The organism is Prevotella sp. AM42-24 (assembly GCF_003461825.1).
Classification (GTDB): Bacteria; Bacteroidota; Bacteroidia; order Bacteroidales; family Bacteroidaceae; genus Prevotella; species Prevotella hominis.
The window spans coordinates 23980-50919 of sequence record NZ_QTXV01000022.1 but is presented as its reverse complement, the minus strand read 5'-3'; the positions used below and the strand labels follow the sequence as shown (position 1 = coordinate 50919).

General features: G+C 44.7%; 21 protein-coding genes. 9 read left to right on the top strand and 12 right to left on the bottom strand.

All coding sequences use genetic code 11. The features are described 5' to 3' along the window. Positions 1-291: 291 nt before the first annotated feature. Positions 292-1041 (top strand): WecB/TagA/CpsF family glycosyltransferase, encoded by a 750-nt coding sequence (locus DW917_RS08495; RefSeq protein ID WP_118117793.1) that lies wholly within the window; start codon positions 292-294, stop codon positions 1039-1041. Positions 1042-1061: 20 nt separating this feature from the next. Here the strand turns inward: DW917_RS08495 and DW917_RS08490 are convergent, their stop codons facing one another. The 5 genes from DW917_RS08490 to carB all read right to left on the bottom strand — a co-directional run bounded on the left by DW917_RS08490 (position 1062) and on the right by carB (position 10767). After that, the gene (locus tag DW917_RS08490) at positions 1062-1562 is read right to left on the bottom strand and encodes a dihydrofolate reductase (protein ID WP_118117791.1); all 501 of its coding nucleotides are present in this window, start codon (positions 1560-1562) and stop codon (positions 1062-1064) included. After that, entirely contained in the window at positions 1544-2986 is a 1443-nt protein-coding gene (locus tag DW917_RS08485) for a hypothetical protein (protein WP_118117789.1), read from the bottom strand. Before DW917_RS08485 ends, DW917_RS08490 begins: the two co-directional genes overlap by 19 nt. Before the next feature lie 84 nt (positions 2987-3070). Further along, a complete protein-coding gene (locus DW917_RS08480; RefSeq protein ID WP_118117786.1) occupies positions 3071-5176 on the bottom strand; it encodes an OmpA family protein in 2106 nt (701 codons plus the stop codon). Positions 5177-5198: 22 nt separating this feature from the next. Then, positions 5199-7337, bottom strand: coding sequence for a DNA topoisomerase 3 (locus DW917_RS08475; RefSeq protein WP_118117784.1), 2139 nt, complete (start codon positions 7335-7337; stop codon positions 5199-5201). 199 nt (positions 7338-7536) lie between these two features. After that, positions 7537-10767 (bottom strand): carbamoyl-phosphate synthase (glutamine-hydrolyzing) large subunit, encoded by a 3231-nt coding sequence (gene carB, locus DW917_RS08470; RefSeq protein ID WP_118117782.1) that lies wholly within the window; start codon positions 10765-10767, stop codon positions 7537-7539. A 303-nt stretch (positions 10768-11070) separates the two neighbouring features. On the opposite strand from carB, the gene DW917_RS08465 reads away from it, so the two are divergent. The 3 genes from DW917_RS08465 to DW917_RS08455 are packed head-to-tail and all read left to right on the top strand — an operon-like array spanning position 11071 to position 13801. Then, positions 11071-11808 (top strand): (Fe-S)-binding protein, encoded by a 738-nt coding sequence (locus DW917_RS08465; protein WP_118117780.1) that lies wholly within the window; start codon positions 11071-11073, stop codon positions 11806-11808. After that, positions 11805-13178 (top strand): lactate utilization protein B, encoded by a 1374-nt coding sequence (locus DW917_RS08460; RefSeq protein WP_118117777.1) that lies wholly within the window; start codon positions 11805-11807, stop codon positions 13176-13178. The genes DW917_RS08465 and DW917_RS08460 overlap by 4 nt, the downstream gene beginning before the upstream one ends. Next, positions 13175-13801 carry an LUD domain-containing protein gene (locus tag DW917_RS08455; RefSeq protein ID WP_022110733.1) on the top strand — a complete coding sequence of 209 codons (627 nt, stop codon included), beginning with the start codon at positions 13175-13177 and terminating at the stop codon, positions 13799-13801. The genes DW917_RS08460 and DW917_RS08455 overlap by 4 nt, the downstream gene beginning before the upstream one ends. 171 nt (positions 13802-13972) lie before the next feature. Here DW917_RS08455 and DW917_RS08450 read toward each other — a convergent pair whose 3' ends face one another. The 7 genes from DW917_RS08450 to DW917_RS08420 all read right to left on the bottom strand — a co-directional run bounded on the left by DW917_RS08450 (position 13973) and on the right by DW917_RS08420 (position 21220). Continuing rightward, positions 13973-14926, bottom strand: a complete 954-nt coding sequence (locus DW917_RS08450; RefSeq protein WP_118117775.1) for a GNAT family N-acetyltransferase — start codon at positions 14924-14926, stop codon at positions 13973-13975. Positions 14927-14962: 36 nt separating this feature from the next. After that, positions 14963-15379 (bottom strand): FdtA/QdtA family cupin domain-containing protein, encoded by a 417-nt coding sequence (locus tag DW917_RS08445; protein WP_118117773.1) that lies wholly within the window; start codon positions 15377-15379, stop codon positions 14963-14965. A 46-nt stretch (positions 15380-15425) separates the two neighbouring features. Then, positions 15426-16301, bottom strand: coding sequence for a hypothetical protein (locus DW917_RS08440; RefSeq protein ID WP_147344147.1), 876 nt, complete (start codon positions 16299-16301; stop codon positions 15426-15428). A 4-nt stretch (positions 16302-16305) separates the two neighbouring features. After that, entirely contained in the window at positions 16306-17808 is a 1503-nt protein-coding gene (locus DW917_RS08435; protein WP_158570090.1) for an MBOAT family protein, read from the bottom strand. An 89-nt stretch (positions 17809-17897) separates the two neighbouring features. Beyond that, positions 17898-19079, bottom strand: coding sequence for a formate-dependent phosphoribosylglycinamide formyltransferase (gene purT / locus DW917_RS08430; RefSeq protein ID WP_118117767.1), 1182 nt, complete (start codon positions 19077-19079; stop codon positions 17898-17900). Positions 19080-19177: 98 nt separating this feature from the next. Then, positions 19178-19795: an AAA family ATPase gene (locus DW917_RS08425; protein WP_022110739.1), complete on the bottom strand. Its 618-nt coding sequence runs from the start codon at positions 19793-19795 to the stop codon at positions 19178-19180. A 39-nt stretch (positions 19796-19834) separates the two neighbouring features. Then, positions 19835-21220 carry an MATE family efflux transporter gene (locus DW917_RS08420; protein WP_118117765.1) on the bottom strand — a complete coding sequence of 462 codons (1386 nt, stop codon included), beginning with the start codon at positions 21218-21220 and terminating at the stop codon, positions 19835-19837. 313 nt (positions 21221-21533) lie between these two features. Between DW917_RS08420 and DW917_RS08415 the strand changes: the two genes are divergently transcribed. From DW917_RS08415 to DW917_RS08395, 5 genes are all read left to right on the top strand, one after another. Then, positions 21534-22958 (top strand): S8 family serine peptidase, encoded by a 1425-nt coding sequence (locus tag DW917_RS08415; RefSeq protein WP_118117763.1) that lies wholly within the window; start codon positions 21534-21536, stop codon positions 22956-22958. Positions 22959-23020: 62 nt separating this feature from the next. Beyond that, positions 23021-24325, top strand: coding sequence for an exodeoxyribonuclease VII large subunit (xseA, locus tag DW917_RS08410; RefSeq protein WP_118117761.1), 1305 nt, complete (start codon positions 23021-23023; stop codon positions 24323-24325). A gap of 33 nt (positions 24326-24358) precedes the next feature. After that, positions 24359-24556: an exodeoxyribonuclease VII small subunit gene (xseB, locus tag DW917_RS08405; RefSeq protein ID WP_118117758.1), complete on the top strand. Its 198-nt coding sequence runs from the start codon at positions 24359-24361 to the stop codon at positions 24554-24556. Between the two features lie 211 nt (positions 24557-24767). Beyond that, positions 24768-25784 (top strand): branched-chain amino acid aminotransferase, encoded by a 1017-nt coding sequence (locus DW917_RS08400; protein ID WP_118117756.1) that lies wholly within the window; start codon positions 24768-24770, stop codon positions 25782-25784. A gap of 164 nt (positions 25785-25948) precedes the next feature. Then, positions 25949-26926: a hypothetical protein gene (locus DW917_RS08395; protein ID WP_118117754.1), complete on the top strand. Its 978-nt coding sequence runs from the start codon at positions 25949-25951 to the stop codon at positions 26924-26926. The last annotated feature ends 14 nt before the right edge of the window (positions 26927-26940 follow it).

The following is a 26940-nucleotide window of genomic DNA, read 5'->3' as shown; positions in this document are numbered from 1 at the left end:
ATAAAATAAGTTAAACTAAAATGCTGCGGAATTTAGGGTAAGTAAAAAACAATGTAAAATATAACAAATAAGTGTAACTACTAGCAATATAGATGTAGATATGTCTTTGACCAGAATGCATTAATGGAGCGAAGTCGATTGCTTTATGAAATTGTAAAAGTAATATGGGAGGTTTCGTAATTTTTCGAATCTTCCCGTTTCCCTATCGAAGGTTGGAAAGGCGCTGTAAAATTCTTATGATAGAGGCTCCTTTAGCTTCACTTATATTTTGATAATTAAAAGATTACTATAATGTTTTGTTTAAAATCTTTGGAGATTTTCGGTAGTAAAGCGGAACTCGCCTCGCTGCCAGAGGGCAAATTGCTCATTAATACGATTAATGCTCATTCCTATAATACGGCTCGGAAGGACTCGCTCTTTGCTGAGGCGCTGACGAATGGGGATGTGCTGCTTCCGGATGGAGTGAGCATTGTGATGGCGTGTAAGTGGATTAAGGCAAAGAGCCTGCCGAAGGAACGTATCGCGGGATGGGATTTGTTTGCTTTCGAGATGGAAAAACTTGAAAGAGAAAGTGAAGAGTTAAGAACGAAGAGTGAAGAATCCAAGATTGTGATGTTTATGGGTAGTTCACAGAAGGTGCTTGACCTGATTGTGAAGCGTGCTGCTGAGGTGTATCCTCACTTGAAGGTGGTGACGTATTCGCCTCCGTATAAGCCGGAGTTCTCGGATGAGGATAACAAGGCGATTATTGATGCCATCCATGCTGCCAACCCAGATCTCCTCTGGATTGGTATGACGGCTCCTAAGCAGGAGAAGTGGACTTATTCTCATTGGAAGGAGTTGAATATTCATTGCCATGTGGGGAGTATTGGAGCTGTGTTTGACTTCTTTGCCGGTACCATGAAGCGTGCTCCAATGTGGTGGCAGGAGCATGGCTTGGAATGGCTCTATAGATTGCTCAAAGAACCGAAGCGCATGTGGAGGAGATATATTATTGGCAATGCACTGTTCCTTTGGAATATGGTGAAAGAGAAATGTTGAATGAAGAAAATCAAACTTCTTTATTTCCTATTTTTTCTGAATGTAATAAAAGAAAAGGAGTAAATTTCTTTTTTTGCATCATCTATTTCTTTATGCTGTTCTTTGTCTATTATTTCCCAGTTTTCTGAATTGATAGAAGGGAAATATGTGTCTGCTTTTGGCATTTTTTTATCTACTATCGTGAGATACAGATTATCGGCAAGATGCATACATTGCTTATAAATACTTTCACCTCCTATGATGAATATGATGTCGTCTGTACATTTTTCAAGCGCATCTGTCAATGAGTGATACACCTCACAGTTTTCCAGTTGTATTTCCTGTTGTGTTATCACTATGTTCCGTCTCAAAGGGAGTGCGCCATGGGGGAGAGATTCGTATGTTTTCCTCCCCATGACTATGGTATGATTCAATGTAAGTTGCTTAAATCTTTCCATGTCCTTTCTGATATGGAAGAGCAGTCGGTTCTTGTAGCCTATCGCACCGTTTTGGTCCAGGCATGCTATGATATTGATTTGCATTTCAGAATATGATTATCACCCTCTGGTATGTGAGAACTTTTAATCTTCCATTCCTGTGGGTACAGATTATTGGCACGATTGCCTATATTTTTCATCCAACCTAATGGGACATTCTGATAAGTTACTATCATGTATCCTTTAGGTGTTGTTGGAGGCAAAGTAATCGCTTCTTTACGAAGATAGTTGATTGCATCTTCGTATGAGAGTTCTACTTGTGGAATATCAGTCTTATCCAATTCTGTCGATAAGGCAAGTGACTGTGCTGGGATCAGATCCTTACCTTTTATACTTCCGATTTTGATTCCTTCGTGAAGTACTCTTAGTGATTGGTTTGCTTCTTTTACAGCCTCTGTCCATTTCTTGCTGATAGCATATACATCATTTTCTGTTAATGTATAATTCCATTCATCCTTATTTCTTAACCAGTTATTTTTTAATGTGAAAGGTTCTTTGGTCTTTCCTTTAGCGTTCTTCTTGCCAAGATTCTTTTTCTTTTTATCGCCTTCATATATGCCATTTTTGCGTAATACGGCAATAAACAATCCTTCTCCACGGCTTATACCAGGGAAGAAATGATACATGGCTTCATCATTGATAAGACTCTTGGTAATATTCCAACTTTTTTCGATATTCAGAGGAAGAATTTCTGCTCCAAGTTCCTCTTTTATCCATTCTACGTTTTCCTCATCTTCATGGGCATTAAAGGTGCAGGTAGAATAAATCAGTATTCCACCAGGCTTCAAGCAGTTCCAAATGTCACTTACGATTTCCCGTTGAAGTTTCCAACAATTATTTACATTGGCTTTACTCCATTCATTGATGGCTTCTTCATCTTTTCTAAACATGCCTTCACCCGAACAAGGGACATCGGCAAGTATCACATCAAATTTCAATTTTGATTTTTTGTAATCTTTTGGATAATTGTTGGTGACAACAACGTCCGGATGCCCAAACTTTTGAATGTTTTCTGATAAAATTTGAGCCCTTGTCTTCATGGGTTCATTGCTGAAAAGAAGACTTCCTGCTGGAAGAGCAGCTCTTACGCATGTAGATTTGCCACCTGGTGCAGCACAGAGATCCAGCATGGTGACAGGTTCTTTGACATATTGTCGGATGGCTAAATCAACAATCATGGATGAGGCTTCCTGTACGTAGTATAGACCCGCATGGAAAAGAGGATCGAAAGTGAAGTTCTTTCGTTCCGATAAATATTTGCCTGTTGAAGGGCACCAAGGAATTATTTCAGAGGTAGTTCCTTCGTTTAAAACCGTCTCTTCAGAACATTTGAATGGATTGAGACGAATGCTGACAGTTGCATTCTCATCAATTCCTTTCATCAGTTGATTGAAGAGGTTTTCCCCCATAAGTTCTTTGGTATAAGTTTTGAAATCCTCTGGTAATTTTGTGCTTCTATCTGTTGTCATCTTGCCATTTATTTTCTTGTTAATTCAAAATCATTTGCAAATTTAAAAAATATTTTGTTTCTTTGCAACCAGTTAGCTTCATTCTTATTCAAATATAAACAAATCTTCCTCTTCTTTGGAAATCTCCTGCTTCTTAGGCTTAGGAGGATTTTTTAAGTTGCCTTTTTCATCAAATAACCCATAAGTCGTTCTGAGTACGATAAACTCTGTGCGACGGTTCATTTGATTGCAGATTTCCTGATTTCCTTTATTCTGTTTCAGAATGAAATCCGTTGTCAGTTTATCGCCTTCCTTGAGCCATGGATATTTAGCAGCCATCTTTTTGCTGATAGTCTTAGGTTGCTCTTTTCCATAGCCTACTGGTGTAAGTCTGTCTTTGGCAATTCCGTGCAGGATCAGATAGTTGACTACCGATTGTGCTCTCTGTTGAGAAAGGTGTTTATTATATTCAGCACTTCCTTTATAATCACAATGCGCACTAAGTTCGATGGTGACATTTGGATTTTCTTTCAATAAGTTTACCAATTCATCCAGTGCTTTTGTACTGTTGGCAGTAAGGGTAGCCTTATCAAAATCATAGAAGATATTATCTATTAATACCGGTGCCGTGATGGAAGCCAATGGGAATTGTAAGGTATATTCCTTACTTTCCTTAGCAGAATCTACTCGAATTTCTTCTTTGTGATTGAGGAATCCTTTGCAAGAAGCCATCAGGAGATAATCTACCTGTGGTTTGATGACCATACTGAATGAGCCATCACCTTTGACTGGTAGTTTCTTATATGTTCCATCGTTTCCGACAACCATTACTTGGGAAGCCGGTAACTCATAACCACCCATTTCGTAAACCCAGCCTTTGATGGTTGTTACAATTTCCGGGTTTTCAAAAGAATAGATGTGGTCGAAACCTCTTCCGTCCTTTCTGTTGGAAGAGAAATAGCCTCTGTTGTGTGGACCTTCGAAAGTCATTCCAAAGTCGTCACCTTCCGAGTTGAGAGGGTAGCCAGGATGGAAAACCTTATATTTTTTAGTTTTTGGGTCCACTTTGGCAATATAGATGTCCAATCCACCCATTCCAACATGTCCATCGCTACTAAAGTAAAGGTCTCCGTTGGGTCTGAATGTAGGGAAAGATTCATTTCCTGGAGTATTGATAGGTTCCCCCAAATTCTCAACACCTCCCAAGCCTGCAGCTGTAATTCTTACTCGCCAGATATCCAATCCTCCCATTCCTCCAGGCATGTCTGAAGTAAAGTACAACCATTCTCCATCAGGAGAGATGGCAGGGTGTGCCAAACTGCTGAGGGTATCTTTGGTAATTTCCAGTTTTGTGGCTTTTCCCCAAGCCGCATCGGAACGTGGGGAGGTTACTATTTGTGCATATCTTGGAGAAGACGGGTCGGTAGTGCATTGTGTAAGATACATTTCCCGTCCATCAGGTGTAAAGCAGCAAGCTCCTTCATCATATTCCGTATTCAGCCCCGTACTGATGGCTTCTGGTTTGCTCCATTTTCCTTTGTCATCTTTTTCAGATATGAAAATATCGCCGTTTTTTGTTCCTGTAATACCACTCAGTTCATCTCCAAGCGCTTCATTTCTGGTAGATGTAAAATAGAGTTGGTCAAATTCATCACCCAAGAGCATTGGTGAATAGTCTGCTCTTCTGGAATTGAAAATATCCATTTTCTTCACCGTATATCTGCTCCCTTTTTTCTTCCATTCTGGTGCAGCTTGTGCTGATTTCAGTCCGTTTCGTGCTAAAATATCATAGCCACTTTTGCTCATTTCTTCATTTGGGAGAGAATCTAATATGGATTTAAATTCTGTTTGAGCAAGTTTGTAATCGCCGTTTTTTAGAAGTTGCCGAGCATAATTTAAGCGATTCAGGATATTGGCTTGTCCATATCTGATAGCATTTCTATAGGCTGCTACAGCTTTAGGAGTAGCATTGATTTTCTCATAGCAGAGCGCCATTTTTAAGGCTCGCTGCCCTCTTTTTTCTCTTTCTTTTGTCGGCGTTTTTGTATATGCCTGCTTAAATTGGTCGGCAGCATCATAATACTCACCTAAAGCAAGATACTTTTCTCCCTTTTTGATATTCTTATCAATACCGCATGCGGTCAATAGTAAGCTACTTACTAATATTGACAAAAATGCTAAGCCGATATGAGATTTATTCTTCTGTTCCATGTTTTTAAATAAACTCCAGTTGTTATTGCTGACTGAATGGTAATCTGAACTGACAACCGCCTTTCCAGTTGCTGCAACCATATGCCGTTTTTCCTTTGATAATGGTTCCTTGCCCACAGATAGGGCAAGTTTTTCCGATGATACTGTCATCTGCAGGAAGATTTGGAGATTTTGCCTCTGTTTTTTCTGCCGTATTACCCTGTTTGGGTGATTTCTTTGGAGCGGTTTTCTTTCTTGGCTCTTTTTTCTTGAGGTCCTCTTCCGTTGTAATCGTCACATGGCGAGCACTGTTGTCAGACAATACGTCATTGACGATTTGGGTGATTTGTTCTTTCAGACCATTGATAAAGTCGGCTGGGTCATAGGTCTTATGCTCGATGTCTCGGAGCTTTTTCTCCCAAATACCAGTCAACTCACAACTTTTCAACAGTTCCTCGTGGATGGTGTCGATGAGTTCGATTCCAGTAGGAGTAGCCATCAAGTTTTTTCGTTGGCGCTTGATATAGTGGCGCTTGAAAAGCGTCTCTATAATGCCGGCGCGTGAGGAAGGGCGTCCAATTCCGTTCTCCTTTAATGCCGCACGCAGTTCTTCGTCTTCGACGAATTTTCCTGCGGTCTCCATTGCTCGGAGCAAGGTTGCTTCTGTATAATACTTAGGTGGAGTGGTCCATTTCTCTGTGAGAGTTGGTGTATGTTCACCCGATTCGCCTTTTACGAAAGAAGGGAGCGTTCTTTCTTCTACCACTTCCTTCTTGGCGTTATTTCCGCCATCGTTTCCGTTGGCATTATCAGTTGCATCATCGTCATCGGCATTTTTCGCATCCTTCGCATAGACAACTCGCCATCCTGGTTCCAGAATTTCCTTGCCGCTTACCTTGAATTCGATTTTCTCTGGTTTAGGTCCATCTTCATTGATGACTTCGCCCAATACGGTGGTCGTAGAGAATTTACAATCCGGATAGAACACACTGATAAAACGTTTGGCGATAAGGTCATAGACATTTGCCTCCATATCGGTGAGTCCTGTAGGTGGAACACCTGTTGGGATGATGGCATGGTGGTCGGTCACCTTACTATTATCAAATACCTTCTTGCTTTTTGGCAACTTTTTGCCGGTAGCGGCGAGCTGCTGGACAAGCGGGAGGTACTTTTGCTGGCTCATGATCTTGGCCTGACTTACTCCGTTGAGTATTTGTGGGCATTTCGGATAGATGTCATCTGTCAGAAACTGTGTATCTACACGAGGATAAGTCGTGTATTTCTTCTCGTATAGACTCTGGATGAGTTTCAGCGTAATATCAGCAGAGTAAGCAAATTTCTTGTTGCAATCCACTTGAAGTGAGGTGAGGTCGTAGAGGTGAGGTGGAGCTTCATTTCCCTTTTTCTTGCTCACGTCTGTAACGGTGAAAGGTTTTCCTGCGATGGTGCTGAATGCTTTTTCACCTTCCTCCTTGCTGGTAAACTTGCCGCTGGTAGCCGTAAACTGAGTATCGCGATAGATGGTAGCAAGTACCCAGTATGGTTCGGAAACGAAATTGTCGATTTCCTTCTGTCGGTTTACGATGAGGGCAAGGGTAGGGGTCTGTACTCGACCGATGCTGAGCACCTGTCGATTCTGACCATATTTCAAAGTATAAAGTCGGGTGGCGTTCATGCCGAGAATCCAGTCTCCAATGGCACGTGAAAGGCCTGCGAGGTAGAGCGACTGATATTCGGTCTGGTCTTTCAGTTCCTGGAAACCCTGCTTGATGGCTTCATCAGTCATGGATGAAATCCACAATCTCTTGACCGGGCATTTGGCTTGTGCCTTTTGCATCACCCATCTTTGGATGAGTTCACCTTCCTGTCCGGCGTCACCACAGTTGATGATACTGTCAGCGGCTTGCATAAGCCTTTCGATTGTATTGAATTGCTTGCGGATTCCTTCGTCGTTAATCAGTTTTATTCCAAAACGCTGGGGAATCATAGGCAATGCGGACAGGCTCCAGCGTTTCCACATTGGAGTATAATCATCCGGTTCTTTCAGCTCACAAAGGTGGCCGAAAGTCCAGGTTACTTGGTAACCATTACCTTCCATATAACCGTCGCGCGCAGTTGTTGCTCCAATAATCCGGGCAATATCTTTAGCTACGCTTGGTTTCTCTGCAATACAAACTATCATTCTTTATTATTTCCTTTTCTGTTTGCAAAGGTACAATAAAATAATGAGAAAGCCATCATTTCGGCTTCTTTTTCTCATGGCAGAGAATAAAAAAGCCCCGTAAGGCTTGGGCACAATCTGGAACTTGTGCCTTGCCTTACAGGGCGTATTTTATAAATATCTGCGTAATCTGCGTGAGAAAAATTAATCCCGCGTGAGATTACTCGTACTCCTGCCAACTCTTAATCTGCAACTGATCCTGACTCAATGTGCAGAATGCCTCGATGAAGGCTGAAGCTAAGCGGGCATTGGTGAACAGAGGAATGTTGTGGTCGATAGCGCCACGACGGATTCTGTAACCATTGGTGAGCTCACGCTTGGTGTGATTCTTAGGAATGTTGACGATGAGGTCGAACTTGTGATTAGCAATCATCTCCATCACGTTAGGAATATCCTTGTGCTCCTCATCAGGCCATCCTACGGCTGTAGCCTTCACGTTGTTCTCGTTCAGGAACTTCGCTGTACCGGCTGTAGCATAGATGGTGTAACCGTTCTTCACCAGCGCCTGGGCAGCATCGAGCAGGGAAGCCTTTTCCTTTGCACCACCGCTTGAAAGCATGATGCCCTTATCCTTAGAAGGAATCTTGTAGCCGGTGGCAATCAATGAGTTGAGCAATGCCTCCTCGAAAGTATCACCCATACAACCTACCTCACCGGTAGAGCTCATATCCACACCGAGAACAGGGTCTGCGTTCTGCAAACGGGCGAATGAGAACTGTGAAGCCTTCACACCCATGCGGTCGATATCGAAAGCAGACTTGTCTGGCTTCTGATATGGAGCGTCGAGCATGATGCGGGTAGCAGTCTCGATGAAGTTGCGCTTCAATACCTTGCTCACGAATGGGAATGAACGGGATGCACGGAGATTACACTCGATCACCTTCACATCACGACCCTTAGCCAGGTACTGGATATTGAAAGGACCCGAGATGTTGAGCTCCTTGGCAATGGCACGTGAAATCTTCTTGATCTGACGGGCTGTAGCGAAGGAAATCTGCTGAGCAGGGAAGGTCATGGTAGCGTCACCGGAGTGAACACCCGCATACTCTACGTGCTCTGAAATACCATACTCTACAATCTCACCGTTCTGAGCCACACCGTCGAACTCGATTTCATTGGTCTCTGTCATGAACTGAGAGATAACCACTGGGTACTCCTTGGAAACCTCAGAAGCTGCCTCCAGGAAGCGACGCAACTCGTCATCGTTGTGGCAAACGTTCATGGCTGCACCGGAAAGGACGTAAGATGGACGAACGAGAACAGGATAGCCTACCTCGTCGATGAACTTCTGAACATCCTCCATAGATGTGAGGGCGCTCCACTTAGGCTGGTCGATGCCGAGCTTATCGAGCATGGCAGAGAACTTACCGCGGTTCTCGGCACGGTCGATGTTGACAGGAGATGTACCTAAGATTGGCACAGACTGGCGATGGAGCTTCATAGCCAGGTTGTTTGGAATCTGACCACCTACAGAAACAATCACACCACGTGGTGACTCCAGGTCGATGACATCGAGTACACGCTCGAATGAAAGCTCATCGAAGTAGAGACGGTCGCACATATCGTAGTCGGTAGATACGGTCTCTGGGTTGTAGTTGATCATGATTGACTTGTAACCCAACTTGCGGGCTGTATTGATGGCGTTTACTGAACACCAGTCGAACTCTACAGAAGAACCGATGCGGTAAGCACCCGAACCGAGAACGATGACAGACTTCTCGTTCTTGTAGTAGTTGACGTCGTAACCCTCTACGGCGTAAGTCATGTAGAGATAGTTGGTAAGGTCAGGATGCTCGCTTGCCACAGTAGGGATGCGCTTTACGGCAGGAAGAATGTTCAGCTTCTTACGCAGAGCACGAACTGCGAGAACTTCCTTCTCCATGTTGGTATCCTTGGTCTTCAATACGAAGCGGCCAATCTGGAAGTCAGAGAAGCCCAATACCTTAGCCTCGCGCAATACCTCTGCAGGAATCTCCTCCAAAGTATTATATTCAGAAAGCTTATGCTTGTAATCTACGATATTCTTCATGCGCTCGATGAACCAAGGATCAATTTTGGTTAACTCCTCGATGCGCTCGATGGTGTAGCCTTCCTCCAAAGCCTGAGCGATGGCGAAGATACGGAGGTCTGTAGGGTTGGAAAGCTCCTCATCCAAGTTGTCGAACTTGGTGTGGTCGTTGCCAACGAAACCGTGCATTCCCTGACCAATCATGCGGAGACCCTTCTGGAGCATTTCCTCGAATGAGCGGCCGATAGACATGATTTCGCCTACAGACTTCATGGAAGAACCGATCTTGCGGCTTACGCCGGCAAACTTGGTAAGGTCCCAACGAGGAATCTTACAGATCATATAGTCGAGTGATGGAGCCACATAAGCTGAGTTTGGAGTACCCATCTCGCCAATCTGGTCGAGTGTATAACCGAGCGCAATCTTAGCAGCAACGAAAGCCAAAGGATAACCTGTAGCCTTAGAAGCAAGGGCAGAAGAACGGCTCAAACGAGCGTTGATCTCGATGATACGATAATCGTTGGTCTCAGCGTTGAAAGCATACTGGATGTTGCACTCACCCACGATGTTGAGGTGGCGAACGCACTTCACGGCGATGTCCTGCAACATCTTCACCTGCTCGTCGGTAAGAGAACAGGTAGGAGCCACCACGATAGACTCACCAGTGTGAATACCTAATGGGTCGAAGTTTTCCATAGAGGCAACGGTGAAGCAACGGTCGTTGGCATCACGGATGCACTCAAACTCAATCTCCTTCCATCCCTTCAAGCTCTCCTCAACGAGAACCTGAGGCGCAAAAGTGAAGGCAGATTCAGCGATTTCCTTGAATTCCTCTTCAGTCTTGCAGACACCAGAACCGAGACCACCCAAAGCATAGGCAGAACGGATCATGATAGGGTAGCCGATATTGCGTGCCGCAGTCACAGCTTCTTCCATGTTCTCGCAAGCATGGCTTACAGGAACCTTGAGGTCAACCTTGTTGAGCTCCTTCACGAAGAGATCACGGTCTTCAGTATTCATGATAGCCTCTACAGAGGTACCTAACACATCTACACCGTACTCCTTGAGCACACCGCTGAGGTAAAGTTCTGTACCAACGTTCAAACCAGTCTGTCCACCCCAAGCGAGCATGATGCCGTCTGGGCGTTCCTTCTTGATGATTTCAGTCACAAAAAAAGGTGTCACCGGCAAGAAATAAACCTTGTCAGCAATACCTTCACTGGTCTGAATTGTAGCAACGTTTGGATTGATGAGGACTGAACTAATACCTTCCTCACGCAAAGCCTTGAGAGCTTGCGAACCGGAATAGTCAAATTCACCTGCCTGGCCGATCTTCAAAGCACCGGAACCCAGAACGAGGACTTTCTTAAGCTGTTTCTTCATATTTAATAACTATAAGTATATTCTAACTATAAGTAATAAACTCTATAAGTATCATCTGAAATGTCTTATGCTTAGTTTTGCAATTTGGGTACAAAAGGCAAATACACTATTTCGGGTTGCAAAGTTACGACATTTATTTGAATTTACCAAATTTTTCTTGTGCCAGTTCTTCGTTAAATAATATCAATTATTACTTTTTATTTTTTTATAATGTCTTATTTTTCGGATAATTTTGTTACTTTTGCGCTCGCTATGCAAAATTGTAGCTTAAGAAATTAACATAGAACAAGATTTGATATAATAATGAGAGTCGGTTTATTTGTCCCTTGTTATGTAGATGCCTTATACCCTGAAGCTGGTGTGGCTACATACAAGTTGCTCAAACACTACGGTGTGGATGTGGACTATCCAGAGAAACAGACTTGTTGCGGTCAACCGATGGCGAATGCTGGTTTCCAAAACAAGTCAGAGAAGGTCATCGAGGCTTTTGATGAACTTTTTAGAGACTACGATTATATTGTAGCTCCTTCTGCCTCGTGTGCAGCTTATGTAAAAGTGTATTATCCTAAGATTCTGGAGGGTAAGCATGCGTGTGTATCTTCCGGTAAGATAATGGATATAGTGGAATTCCTGCATGATGTGCTGAAAGTAGATCATGTGCCGGGCAAGTTCCCTCATGCCGTGAGTGTTCACAACAGTTGCCATGGCGTCAGGGAATTGGGGTTGTCATCACCTTCAGAGAGAAACGTCCAGCCGTTCAATAAGATTATTGATTTATTGAATATGGTGGATGGAATTACCATTCATGAACCAGAACGTAAGGATGAATGCTGTGGATTCGGTGGTATGTTTTCTATCGAAGAGCCCGCTGTTTCTACCCGTATGGGTGAGGACAAGATCAGACGCCACATGGCAACGGGAGCTGAATATGTTACCGGTCCGGATTCTTCCTGTCTGATGCACATGGCAGGCATTGCCAAGAAGGAGAAAATGCCTATTCAATTCATTCATGTTGTACAAATTTTAGCTGCAGGACTATGAGTACAGAACATTCCAAGAGAGCCGCTAAGTTTACGGCAGATGTAGAAAAGACCACCTGGCATGATGCTACCTTCTGGTCTGTAAGACAAAAGAGAGATAAGATGGCGCATGAACTTCCGGAATGGGAAGATCTTCGCGAACTGGCTTCTGAAATTAAGATGCATACGATTACCCATCTGGCAGATTATCTTGATGTTTTTTCCAAGAATCTGGAGAGTCGTGGTGTCAAGGTGCATTGGGCAAAGGATGCGCAGGAATTTAATGAGATTGTGCTCGGCATCCTGAATGATCATCATGTGAAGAAAATGGTGAAATCAAAGTCTATGCTTACCGAAGAGTGTGAGATGAATCCTTACCTGGAAAAGCATGGTATTGATGTGGTGGAAACCGACTTGGGTGAGCGTATTATCCAACTCTTAGGTCAGAAACCGAGCCATATCGTGATGCCTGCCATCCATCTCAAGCGTGAAGAAGTGGGCAAGATGTTTGAGGAGAAAGGAATCTCTAAGGAAATAGGAAATTATGACCCAACTTATCTCACCCGCTGTGCCCGCCATCATCTTCGCGACCAGTTTATGGAGGCTGGAGCAGGAATGACTGGATGTAATTTTGGAGTGGCTGAAACGGGTGATTGCGTGGTTTGTACCAATGAAGGTAATGCTGATATGACGACTTCCATGCCTAAGCTTCATATTGTGGCGATGGGTATTGAAAAGTTGGTTCCTGATTACAAGTCTTTGGCGGTATTCCAGCGTCTGCTTTGCCGTTGTGGTACAGGTCAGCCTACTACGGCTTTTACTTCTCATTTCCGTCAGGCTCGTCCGGGTGCAGAAATGCATGTGGTTCTGGTGGATAATGGCAGGAGTGATATTCTGGCAGATAAAGACCATTGGCAGACTTTGAAGTGTATGCGTTGCGGTGCCTGCATGAATACTTGTCCTGTCTATCGTCGTTCCGGTGGATACAGTTATACTTATTTCATTCCTGGTCCTGTGGGTGTGAATCTGGGTATGCTGAAGAATCCTCAGAAATATGCGGATAATGTTTCTGCCTGCACCTTGTGTCTGTCGTGTGATAATGTCTGTCCTTCCAAGGTGGGTCCGGGTTCCCAGATTTATGTCTGGCGTCAGAGCCTTGACAAATTGGGCAAGGCTAATCCTATCAAGAAGGCGATGTCCAGCGGTATGGAATATCTCTTCGACCGTCCTTCACTTTATACCACAGCCTTGAAATTTGCGCCACTTGCCAATCTGATTCCAGAATGTTGCACACATTTCAGTAATTGGAATGCTTGGGGTATTGGCCATGCCATGCCTGAGTTTGCGAAGAAGTCGTTTCATCAATTATGGAAGGAGGGGAAAGTAAAATGAAAAAAGAAGATTTCCTGAATAAGTTGCGTAAGAATACGCATGTTCAATTCGATAAGCCTTCTGTAGAAATCAAAGGCATTCAGTATGAGGATACTTTGCAGCAGTTTGTTGCCATGAGCCAGTCTGTGGGTGCTCATGTGATGAGAGCCAGCAAGGATGACGATATGCTCAACGAGATTGTGAGAATGGCTTATCCTCAGGCGAAGGTGTTTGCCAGCAATCTGCCAGATATTCAGTTGGAAAAATTGCAGGCTTTTACTCCTGATGGGGGAACGGATGAAGTCGTTTTGCGCAATCCGGATACTGTGGCTGAGGCCAACGAACTGAATGGTACGGATGTCTGCGTAGTCCGTGGACAGTTGGGCGTAGCTGAAAATGGTTGCGTCTGGATTCCTCAGACCATGAAGGAGAAGGCTGAACTTTTTATTTCAGAATACCTGGTTATTATCCTTGATGAGAAGTCTGTGGTAAACAATATGCATGAGGCTTATGCCCGCATCGAGATGGATCCGAAATATAATTTCGGTATATTTATCAGTGGACCGAGCAAGACTGCAGATATTGAACAGGCTCTTGTTATGGGAGCGCAGGCTGCCAGAGGTGTGACAATCGTGCTTTGCTAAAAAGTCATAGGTATATAAAAAACAACTGTTAACTGTTGACTGTTGACTTTTTGCAGTTCATTTAGCAGAATCTATATATAAAGAAAATCCCGGAAACTCAGTCAAGATGTTTCCGGGATTTTCTTTATATTGTTCTTTCTAAAGTTTCTATTTTCAAGTATTTGAGAATTCCTACAGTTCCCATTCGTAAGTATCATAAACGACGCCTCTTCCTCCAAATCCTTCTTTCTGGTGGATGAGATTCTCATTGAGATAAGTACCTTGCTGCTCGGTTGATTTTCCAAAATCAAAATAGGTCGTATTCCATTGCTTTTGGTTGATCAACTCATCAAAGAGCAGGTCGAGTGCTCCCTCTTCTTTCCCTTGAGGTGATGCTGCGATGTATTGGGTATGCGTCACTTGCGGGGTGATGTAGATGAGGCTTCCTGCGAGAACGTTGTGGTTTTCTGCATCCTTTACCACATAGCCCTTGATGTTTTCTGGGAATCGTGTCATCAGAAGTTTCAATTCCTCATAGGTGTGAACTGGAGCCGTATGATATTTGTGCTGGAGATTAGTATTGAGAATGTTCCAGAACTCCCAGATATCATTCATGTTTGCTTCATGGATAGTCAAGTTGCAGCGGTTGGCCTTATGAATTCCTCTTCTTCTTTGTTCGGAAAAACGCAGTTTATGCATCAGGGGAATGGTGGTGGAGATTTCTCTTGCCAATAACCGGGCCTTACATGTTTGCATGATGGCATAGAGATCTTCCTCCGATGGAATGTTGTGGTAAATCCAAGGTATTGCTTTGTATATGACTTTCTGAAAACCTCTTTCTTTCAGATAGATATTGATAGCATCAAATACCTGACAGGTGATGGCTGCCGTCATTTTGTTGCAGGTCAGCAGTCCGCCGTATGTGAGTCCCTGATGTGAAACAAGGGTTTTATCTACAACTTCATTTGCAGGCAGCAAAGCACAGAGCTTTCCGTTATAGAAAATCATCAGGGAATGGTCATGAAATCTGTCCTGATGATAATCCATATAGTTTCTGTCAAAAAGAAACGTACCTTGCCTGGATTTTGCCACGAAGTCATTCCAGTCTTGTTTCTCTTGGGGTGTATATCTTTTGATTTCTATCATATTATCTTCTGATTTCTATCATTTTAGCTGAAGTTTTTATTTCCCGGCTTCTCTTTCTTGGATGTAATCGATGAAGTCTTCATATTCATAGAGATAGTCTTCCGGCTCATACAGTCTGGAGGCTAAGACCAGACAGACGGCACCTGATGAGAAATCATCAATGGTTCGCCATATTTCCGTATCGAGCAGAAGTCCTTGGTCAGGGCGGTTCAGGAAGTAGTCCTTTTTCTCATGTCCATCGTCCAGATGAACGGTAAAGGAACCGCTGGCGGCTATGATGATCTGCTTCAGCTTTTTGTGAGCATGTCCTCCGCGGCTTTCTCCTCCCGGCACGTCGTATATCCAGTAGAGGCGTTTGGGCACGAACGGCAGACCTGCATCCTTGTCGGTGCAGGAACAGTAACCTTCTTCCTCCTTTTTATTTAATTGTATGATTCTTCCTAATTCTTTCATGACTTAATATACTCGCATTTATAGAAAGAACGCATAATCGGCGAGTTTATTGTTTGCCGTTGATTCTTTGTAACTCTTCTGCTATCATTTTAGAATAAATATCAGCTCCTGTTTCATTGAGATGATTGGCATTGTGAAACCATTCTCTGTGCTTTGTGAAGCGTTTGTCGCAGAAATGATTCAGCAAAGGAATCTTCTGAGCTTTGCAGATCTTTTTCAGCGGTATGAACACCGAGTCGCTCTGGTATGAGAGTTGGGGAGAGGCGGCAAATATCAGTTGGATCTGCTGTTGCTGGCAGGTCGTGATGAGTTTCTGCAGGTATTCATATTTCAGTTTGTCATGCTTGTTTTGCGGCAGGTTTTCCGGTATGATGGCCTGGCAACCCTCGTAGGGCACAAATCCCTTTTTGTCTGTAAGGTCTTCTGCTCTTGTATCTGCGAGAAGTTTCAGCAGGCACGAGTTGAAAGGGTAGAACGGAAATAGCATTTTGAAGCGTTCCGTTGCATCCACGTCATGGAAGATAGAGCTGATATGATCGCGCCAATAGTAAGGACGCAGATTGCCGAGATACGTTGTGTTGTCATCTTCCAGCAGGTCGTAGTCTGGTTCCACGTCGTAGATAATGGATTTCACCTTGTTCCTTTCTTCTACCAGTTGCAGCCTGCCATAATTGAAAATGATTCCCATGCGGTCTTCCCCTATATTATAATAAGGTGTAAGATATTGGGGATTATAATGGTGAAGGGCGCGCGATGAACCCATGATCAGATGATCTGCTTTCAACTGGTCATGGATGTATTTCAGTCTTCCACTTTCCCCTTTTGCATGTGATTCCAGAAAGTAAAAGCCTGTGCTGAGGGCTACATAGATGAGTGCCATCAACAGGACGAATACCGATATTTTACCAAAAAACTTTCTCATGACTTTAAAATCTGGCATAAATGAATTGACCCGCATCGAAAACTCCGAAGAGTAGGATGCTTGTAAAGATGAATAGATAGGTGGCCCATCTCACCCATGTCTTTGAATGATAGAACGGATTGCAGGAAGGACGGATTTCGTCTATCAGATCCTTGATGAATACGATGGCGATAAAGACATAGATAAACTTCTCGCAGATTCCGAAATGCATGTCCTGACTGGTAAATATCTTTTCTATCACGATCCATGCATCTTCTATCGTATTCATGCGGAAGAAAATCCACAGGAATGTGATGAGGAAAAACGTAAGGACGATTCTTGCCAACCGGATGCTTCTGTTTTTCATGGAGAAATATCTCGGCTTGAGGGCGGAGGATTCTATGTCGGTAGAAGAGAGTTTGGATTCTTTCTTTTTTTGTAAACCGAGCATTTTTTCGATGACCAGGAACAGTCCGTGCAGTAGTCCCCATACGATAAAGGTCCAGTTGGCTCCATGCCAGATTCCGCTTACTGCGAATGTAATGAGGATATTGGCATAGTTCCGTTTTTTCGAGCAACGGCTTCCTCCCAGTGGAATGTAGATGTAGTCTCTGAGCCAATGTGCCAAGGTAATGTGCCATCTGTGCCAGAAGTCTGTGATTCCGATGGAGAAGTAGGGATTGTGGAAATTCTGTTTGAGATTGTAGCCTAATGTGGCTGCTGCGCCTATGGCTATGAGCGAATAGCCGGCGAAGTCTGTATAGAGTTGGATGGAATAGAGAATGGCTGCCATCAGGAGTGATGAACCGCTTTCCTGGAGAAAACCATCAAAAACCGGGTCGATATAGAGCTGCAATCTGTCAGCAATCACTACCTTGAGAAACATTCCCCAAAGTATCATTTTCAATCCTTTTTCTGCCAGTGGACGGTTGAAACCCTGTACCGTGTTCAACTGGGGCATCAGTTGGTCGTATCTGTTGATCGGACCGGCTATCATGGAAGGGAAGAAAGCCATGTAAGTGAGATAGTTCGACAGATTTTGCTCGGCTGGATATTTCTTGCGGTAAACATCGAATACATAGCTCAGAGCCTGGAAGGTGAAGAAGGAAATGCCTAATGGGGCAATGATGGAGAAATGGCTTTCATCCGAGATGAAGCCGAAACTATCCGTGAAGGAACTAAGATTTTCCGAGATGAAGTGCCCGTATTTGAAAACGACAAGCGGAAGAATGGTTGCTATGACTCCTGCACAGATTGTTCCTTTTCCGCAGATAGTTTCTTTCCCGCAGTTCTTCTTGTCCGGGTCTTTCATCAGGTTCTTTATCAGGTCTTTCTCTAAATCTTTCTCTTGGTCTTTCTCCAGATACTTGTTCTGATTCCTTTCCAGATATTTGGCAAAGAAGTAGGAGATGAGGCTCACGGCGATAAGAGTGAGGGTCATCCATTTGTTGTAATAGATGTAAATGCCGTATGAGACTATCAGAAAAAAATATTTGCGATAGGGAACAGTAAGATTGTTCCCTACCATAAAAATGATAGGGAACAACCAAATGAATAAAAATGAATTATATACCATCTAATGTTTGTAGGGTTAGATGTGTCTTATTCTTTTAAGAATTATTTCTTCATATAAGGATCGGTGCCCAAAACGGTCTTTGCCAGGCGCTTTGCCTTGTCGCGAAGCTGATTGAGGTCAGCATCCTTTTCTCCGTAGCAGAGAACGACGCCCATACGGCGGCCTACGTGAGCCTCTGGTTTTCCGAAAATGCGGATACGGGTATGATCTTCCTTCAGCGCATCCATGAAATTGTAGTTGAGCGGCTCGGTGCTTTCTTCCGGTGAGAGAATAACGGCAGAGCATCCGGCGTGCTCCAGGTGAATGCCTGCTATTGGCAAGCCCATCACAGCACGGAAATGGAGCTCAAACTCGCTCAGGTTGGTGGTGTGACCGAGAGTTACCATACCTGTATCGTGTGGACGTGGACTCAACTCAGAGAAAATCACTTCACCCTGCTTGCTCAGGAAGAATTCTACACCCCAGAGACCAGCACCGGTCAAAGCCTTGGTCACTTCGGCTGCAATATGCTGTGCTTTCTTCAATGCTTCCTCTGGCAACTGGAAGGGTTGCCAGCTCTCGCGGTAGTCGCCACCTTTCTGGATGTGTCCGATAGGAGGGCAGAAGAGGGTAGGACCATCCTTCTGGGTTACGGTGAGGAGTGTGAACTCAGAGTCGAAATCAATGAATTCCTCGATGATGACTTCCTTCACATCGCCACGACCTTCCTCCATAGCTTCCTTGTAAGCCTCCACGAGTTCGTCGTCATTGTGTACATAGCTCTGTCCATGACCGCTGGAACTCATCAATGGCTTCACTACACATGGAAAACCGATTTCGTCGGCTGCATTCTTGAATTCCTCGAATGTCTTAGCGTAGAAATACTTGGCTGTGCGCAGACCCAGTTCCTTGGCGGCCAGATCGCGGATGGCACGGCGGTTCATGGTGTAGTTCACGGCACGGGCAGAAGGTACAATCTGAATGCCCTCTTTCTCGAAGTCGAAGAGACGCTCTGTACGGATAGCTTCAATCTCAGGCACGATGATGTCTGGATGATGTTTCTCAACCACTGCGGTCAATGCGTCGCCATCGAGCATTGAGAACACTTCTCGCTCGTCAGCAACCTGCATGGCAGGAGCATTGTCATACTTGTCGCAAGCGATGACATACTGTCCAGCACGCTTTGCGGCGATGGTAAATTCTTTGCCCAGTTCGCCTGAGCCCAAAAGCATAATCTTCTTCATTATATTGTGAGTTAAATTTCTTATGAATTGAATTTCTTATGAGTTTTCTTCTGAGTCTGAATTCTTATTCAGTTGAATTTCTTTCTGAGTCAGATTTCTTATAATTTGAACTTTTTTCTGATAAACTCTTCGATGAATTTCTCAGTCTCTTCCAGTCCCAGCAGGCTGCTGTTGATGCAGAGATCGTAACTCTCGCTGTGTCCCCATTTCTTGCCGGTATAGTAGCCATAGTAGGAAGCACGTTCTTCCTCATGGTTGGTGATGAATTTGCGGGCAGCGGCACGGTCGATGTTCTTGCGCTTGCAAACGGCCTTGATGCGGTCGTCGATATTGGCGGTGATGAAAATGTTAATCACGTTCTTATAGTCGCGCAGCACATAGTCGGCTGTTCTTCCTACAAATACGCAGTTGCCCTCATCGGCAGCCTTTCTGATGGCATCGCTCTGAAATTTATACAGACCTTCCTGTGAGAAATCATTGTGATAGAAGTTGCTGTCGCTCAGGAAAGGGAGATGGGTATGGAAGAGTGCTTTGAAAAATCCCTTCTGCTCATCGTTCTGCTCGAAGAATTTCTCAGAGAATCCACTCTCCTTGGCTGCCAGATTGAGAAGTTCACGGTCGTAGCACTTGCAACCGAAGGCTTCTGCCAGCTTCTCTGCGATAATATGGCCACCGCTTCCTATCTGGCGACCTACGTTTATGATGATTTTAGTCATAATTCTCTATTTTATAGTTGATGAATGTATGATGATGCTTTATCCTTCCGTCATTTCCTGCTGCAGCAGATTTTCTCTGTGCATTCTTTTCAGTTTCTTCATATACCATGACATGACGATGGCGGCAATCACGGCGGCAGAGAAATCAGAGATTGGCATACTGTACCAGACGCCTTCTATATCCCAGAATAATGGCAGCAGTCCCAAGAGTGGCAGGAGAATGAGCAACTGTCTTGACAGAGAGAGGAAGATGCTGATCTTCACTTTGCCGATGCACTGGAAGAAGTTGGTGATGACCATCTGGAAACCGATGATCGGGAAGCAGCACATCACGATGCGGATGGCCTTGATGCCTAATTCTATCAGCGCCTTGTCGGTAGTAAACATTCTGGCGCAGTAGTATGGCAGGAACATGGCTATCAGCCAACCGGTTACCATAATGCCTGTAGCAGCGATGATGCTGAGGTTTAAAACCCTCATCAGTCGGTCTATTTTCTGAGCTCCGTAGTTGTAGCCGGCGATAGGCTGCATTCCCTGGTTGATGCCGAACACGAACATGACGAATACCATGGCAATACCATTGGCAATGCCGTAGGCACCCACAGAGAGATCGCCTCCGAAACGCACCAGTTGGTTGTTGATGAAGATGACGACGATGCAGGCGCAGACATTCATCAGGAAAGGCGAAATGCCGATGGCGAGGATGTTCTCTACCAGTTTCTTTCTCAGTCTGTAAATACCTTTCTTGAGGTGGAGCAGTTCGTTCTTATTGCTGAAGAGTTTGAACTGCCACATCATCGCCATCAGCTGCGAGAGGATGGTGGCGATGGCGGCTCCCTGTATTCCCCATTTGAACACGATGATGAAAAGTGCATCCAGTATCACGTTCATGATCACCGTGAAGATGGTGGCGTACATGGCCTGCCGCGGCTTGCTGGCTGCCCTGAGCAGCGCATTCATGCCGAAATACATGTGGCTCACCACATTGCCCAGCAGGATGATGACCATATAGTCACGTGCATAGACGAGTGTCTGGTCGCTGGCTCCGAAGAATCTCAGGATAGGGTCGAGGAAGAGCAGACAGATAATGCTCAGTCCGATACCGATGATGAGATTCAGAGAAATTGTGTTACCCAGAATGTTTTGGGCTGTAGTATAATCCTTTTGTCCCAACTTCACGCTGATGGCTGTTGAAGCTCCTACGCCCACGCCGGCTCCGAAAGCGGCTGTGAGGTTCATGAACGGGAAGGTGATGGCCAGACCGGAAATCGCCATTGCTCCCACACCCTGTCCGATGAATACACGGTCCACGATGTTGTAAAGCGAAGCGGCGGTCATGGCAATCATGGCAGGCAAGGCATATTGTACCAATAATTTGCCCACCGGTTTGGTGCCCAATTCTAATGTTGCTTGTTTATTTTCCATTGATGTTTGAATACTTTGACTGCAAAAGTACAAAAAATATTCCATACCTTATTATATATATAGGGAAAAACTTACCAATCTTTCAAAAACTTTACTTTTCTTTTGGCATTCTCATTTGAAAACATTACTTTTGCAATTCGTAATCAACAATATTTCTATCGGATGAAATGCTGGCAACAACGATTGGATGATCAGAAATCATCGACTGTAATGTTGGCTTTCATCGACTGCGACACAATGGCCGTAGAACAAAGACTGAACAACAATAGAAACAACATAAACAACAATAGAACAATAAGAAAACCTGATAAAGATGAAAAGGTATTTGATGCTTTATGCATTTCTGATAATGGCTCTTTCTTTGATGGCTCACGAAGATAGGGCTTTTCGTATCACAGAGACGGATATGGTTTCCTTCCCTGGCGGCAGATGTATGATGTATCGTTTGTATCTTCGTGATAAGGACCTGCAGCATACTCCCTTCTCGGTGAGCCGTCCGGAGCAGTTTCTTTCTGCCCGTTCGATAGAGCGCCGTAAGCGTCAGGGACTTTCGGTAGATGTCACAGATCTGCCTATCGCTCCTGCTTACCTCGATTCTGTGAGCAGGACGGGGATTGAAATCGTGGGACAGAGCAAATGGAACAATACCTTGCTGGTGAAGATTCACAAGGAGAAAGAACTCAACAAGCTCAATTCCCTTTCTTTTATCACCAGAAAGTTGAAAGTATTTTCCTCGCCCGATTCCATCACCGAGCGCAAGCGTTCCAGTTTCCGCAAGGAACTCAATAGCTGGGAGTCTGGGCCTACCCATTATGGGGCTGCTGCCGAGCAACTGAAGTCTATAGGCGGTCAGCGTATTCATGAGCGGGGATTCTATGGCAACGGAATGATGATAGCCGTTTTAGATGGCGGTTTTATGAATGCGGACAGGATTCCTGCCCTGCATGGGGTAAAACTGGCTGGGTTGAAGGATTTCGTAGTTCCTAAGTCCAATAATATCTTCGAAGAGATGGAACATGGCACGATGGTGCTCTCCACGATGGCTGCCAATGCTCCCAATCTCTATGTGGGCGTGGCTCCTGAGGCGCAATACGTGCTGGTACGCTGCGAGGATGAGCGTACGGAAAGTCTTGCCGAGGAAGACTACTGGGCTTCTGCTGCCGAGTATGCCGACAGTTTGGGAGTTGATGTCATCAATTCCTCTTTGGGTTACCACGACTTTGATGATGTGAAGACGAATCATCTATACTGGGAACAGGATGGCGAGACGGCACTGATTTCCCATACGGCCTCGATGTGTGCTGATAAGGGAATTATCTGCGTGAATTCTGCCGGCAATGATGGTATGGGAGTGTGGAAGAAAATCAATTTTCCTGCCGACGCCAAGGATATTCTTACTGTGGGCAGCATCAACGAGCAGGGCAAGAATGCTGCTTTCAGTGCCGTGGGACCTACTGCCGACGGGCGCATCAAACCGGATGTGATGGCGTTTGGAAGTCCTGCTTCCGTGATTACGGGCAGAGGGGCCATCATCAATGATAACGGCACCTCGTTTTCCTCGCCTCTGATAGCAGGAATGACGGCTTGTCTCTGGCAGGCGCTTCCGCATAAGACGGCCAAGCAGATCATCAAACTGGTGAAGATGGCTGGCAATAACCAGCAGCATCCTGATAATATCTATGGATATGGGGTGCCTGATTTCTGGAAGGCTTACCAGACTGGAAAGGCGATTAAGTAAGTGAAGAGATTTTAGTGAAGAGTGAAGAACGAAGAGTGAAGAATTCTATAGCGAAGTATTGTATGGTGAAACATTTATCACTTTTTGAGTTGAATTCGATAGTCAGTGAGATTATCTCGATGTCATTGCCCGACAGTTATTGGGTAGAAGCTGAACTTTCTGAGGCCCGTGAGGCTTACGGAGGGCACTGCTATATGGAACTCATCGAGAAGGATGAACGGTCCAATACGCCTATAGCTAAGGCTCATGCTTCCTGCTGGCGAAACAGATGGATGCTGATCAAGCCACATTTCGAACGGGTGACCGGACAGAGAATTCATGCCGGAATGAAGGTGCTGCTCAAGGTACATGCGCAGTTTCATGAAAACTACGGCTTCTCATGGATTGTGAATGATATTGACCCTAATTATACCTTGGGCGATATGGCGAGAAAGCGGCAGGAGATTATCCAAACCTTGAAGGAAGAAGGAGTCTTTGAACTGCAGAAAGAGCTGAGGCTCCCGATGTTCTGTCAGCGCATCGCCGTTATTTCCAGTGCTTCGGCAGCCGGATATGGAGACTTCTGCAACCAGTTGGCTGATAATGGATATGGATTGCAGTTTGTCACATCCCTCTTTCCTGCCACGATGCAGGGCGAGGGAGTAGAGCAGAGCGTCATTGCTGCCCTCAATCAGATCAATGCTGAGTGGGAACAGTGGGACTGCGTGGTCATCATCCGAGGTGGAGGCGCAACCAGCGATCTGTTGGGTTTCGATACCTTAGCCTTGGCAGAGAATGTGGCCAATTTCCCATTGCCTATCATCACGGGTATCGGACATGAACGGGATGAAAGCGTGCTCGATATGATTTCCTTCCGCCGTGTGAAGACCCCTACGGCAGCAGCGGCTTTCCTCATCGACCATCTCACGGAAGTGTATGTTCGCGTGATGGATGCTCAGGAAACCATCGTGCAGAATGTGAAGCACAGACTGCAGGTGGAGCGAATGAGGCTCGAAAGATTGAGCAGCGGAATTCCTGTGCAGTTCTCATTGGTAAAGACAAAACAGGGTGCAAGGCTCGACCGACTGATGGCTCGCCTTTCCTCTCATGTACAGGAAAAACTGTCGCGGGCGCAGCGCCATCTCGAAATCCTTTCGCAGAATGTGCAGCCGATAGCCGAAAGAAAACTGCTCAATGAAAGTCACAGACTGCAGATGCTCGCCCAGCGCATGAAGGCGCAAGACCCGGAATTGCTGCTCAAGCGCGGCTATAGTATTACCTTGAAAGACGGGAAAAGCGTGCGCTCGGCAGGGCAGTTGAAGGAAGGAGACATCATAGAAACGAAATTTGCGGATGGAGCAGTCAAGTCGGAAGTATCGAAAAACTAACTAGAATAAAGGCATAATAATCAGATAAAGCGTATGGCAAAAGAAGAAATCAAATACGAGCAGGCTGTTAGAGAGCTTGAAGAAATCGTAGAGAAAATGGAAAATGATGAACTGGATATTGACCAGCTCTCAGAGCAGTTGAAGCGTGCCAAACTGCTGGTAAAACTTTGCAGGGACAAACTCACCAAGGCCGACGAAGAAATCAAGAAACTGCTGAACGAAGAATCATAAAAAGAATCTTCAAAAGTGAAAGAAAAATGGAAGAAGGAATAAATGCGTTGCGTAAGAACATACATAAATCTATGTAAAAATGCATTTTGCGTAAGAAAAAACGAATAATAATAACGTTTTTGCTAAATATTAAGCGAAAAAGTTGCAGATTAACGGAATATTTTGTAATTTTGCGGCTAAATATTAGTAGAACATTTAAAAATAAGATGTTATGAAAGACTTGGATTGGTCTAATTTGTCATTCGGCTATCGCCAGACTGACTACAATGTTCGCTGTTACTATCGCGACGGCAAATGGGGCGAAATAGAAGTTTGCTCTGATGAGTATTTGAAATTGCACATGGCTGCAACTTGTTTGCACTATGGTCAGGAAGCTTTCGAGGGTTTGAAGGCTTACCGTTGCCCTGATGGCAAGGTGCGCGTGTTCCGCATGGACGAGAACGCTGCCCGCTTGCAGAGCACATGCCGTGGTATTCTTATGCCAGAGGTGCCTACAGAAATGTTCGAGGAAATGGTCAAGAAGGTGGTTCGCCTCAACCAGGAATGGATTCCTACCTACGAGAGCGGAGCTACACTCTATATCCGTCCGCTGCTCATCGGTACAAGCGCTCAGGTGGGTGTGCACCCTGCTACTGAGTATTGCTTCCTCATTTTCGTAACTCCAGTGGGTCCATACTTCAAGGGTGGATTCTCTACCAACCCATACGTCATCATCCGTGATTTCGACCGCTCTGCTCCTCTCGGAACAGGTATCTATAAGGTGGGTGGCAACTATGCTGCTTCTCTTAGAGCCAATTCTATCGCTCACGAGAAGGGTTATGCTTGCGAGTTCTATCTCGACGCCAAGGAGAAGAAATACATGGACGAGTGTGGAGCTGCCAACTTCTTCGGTATTAAGAACAATACATACGTAACTCCTAAGAGTACCTCTATCCTCCCATCTATCACCAACAAGAGTTTGATGCAGTTGGCTGAAGACTTGGGTATGAAGGTAGAGCGCCGACAGATTCCAGAGGATGAGTTGGATACATTCGAGGAGGCTGGTGCTTGCGGTACTGCTGCAGTAATCAGTCCTATCAGCTACATCGACGACTTGGATACAGGCAAGCGCTACAACTTCGGTGAGAAGCCAGGTCCTATCTCTAAGCATCTGTATGATACCCTCCGTGGAATCCAGTATGGTACCATCGAGGACAAGCATGGTTGGACAACTGTGGTTATCGAATAATGATAAAGAATTTTGTTATAGGCAAAATATTAAAAAATGAATGAGAGCGCACTCTTCGGGCTGTGATGCTTGAAGGGGACGCTTTTTTTGATTTATGTACGATAACTTACGATATTATATCTAAAGTCTAATTTATTAATTAACCCCTTAACATAAGAATCTGTATGAGAAAAAAAGTCATCCTAACAATGGGATTGATGTGTCTTTCCTTAGTTTCTTTTGCACAAGGCAAGCGTACCGTTTTGAGTGCCAATATTGATGGCTATCAAAGAGATATGGTGTATTTCGACTGTGTGCAAAGTCCATTTATCAGACAAGAGTTCCATACCAACCCAGGTGAGGAGCATGTGTATTCATTCAACAGCGACCAGATGGTATCGATGATTATCAATGGACGAACTACCGTCTTGTTGATGCCAGGAGATAGTTTGCATGTGGATGTGCAATATCTTGGAAAGCAAGTGAAGAATCTTTCTTTCTCAGGAAGCGAGAGTGCAGTTGCTGCCAACCAACTTTATGCCGCCTTCAATGATTTCAAGAAGAGCATCCGTTATAAGTCACAACTTTTGGCTTGTATTGTTGTGGATGTGAAACCTGTGGATAGAATCAAGGACTCCGAGAAGTTGCTAGTCAAAGCCAAGCAACTAGTAGCGGAATCCAAGGCAAAGGTAGCCGATGAGGTAGCCAATTACGTAATGGCTGAGGCAGAAGGACAAGCCTTTTCTTCTTTCATCGAGTATCCTCCAATGTATGAGGAAACTCGTAAACTTCCTATTGCTCAGCAGGGTGTTGGCGATTATTGGAACATATTGAAGGACGTTACTTTACGTGATGATGCCGCCTCTTTAAACTGTCCTGACTATTGCTCTTTCTTGCTTTTGAATATGGCTTACGAGAAATCAAAGGCAGCTCAAAAGAAAGGAGAGAAATATGAGCGTCCTAATGAGTTGGAAGCTATGTTCAATGAGTTGGCTTCCTATTATGATGGAGCACGAAGAGATGCTGTACTATATTCGGTGTTGACCAATTATATTCAAGGTGGCAAGAACATAGAGCGTGTAGAACCTCTGCTAAAAGCCTACAAGGAAAAGTATTGCACAGACAAACATCATGCAGACATCCTTGACGCCTTGATGCAATAATAGAAATAATAAAT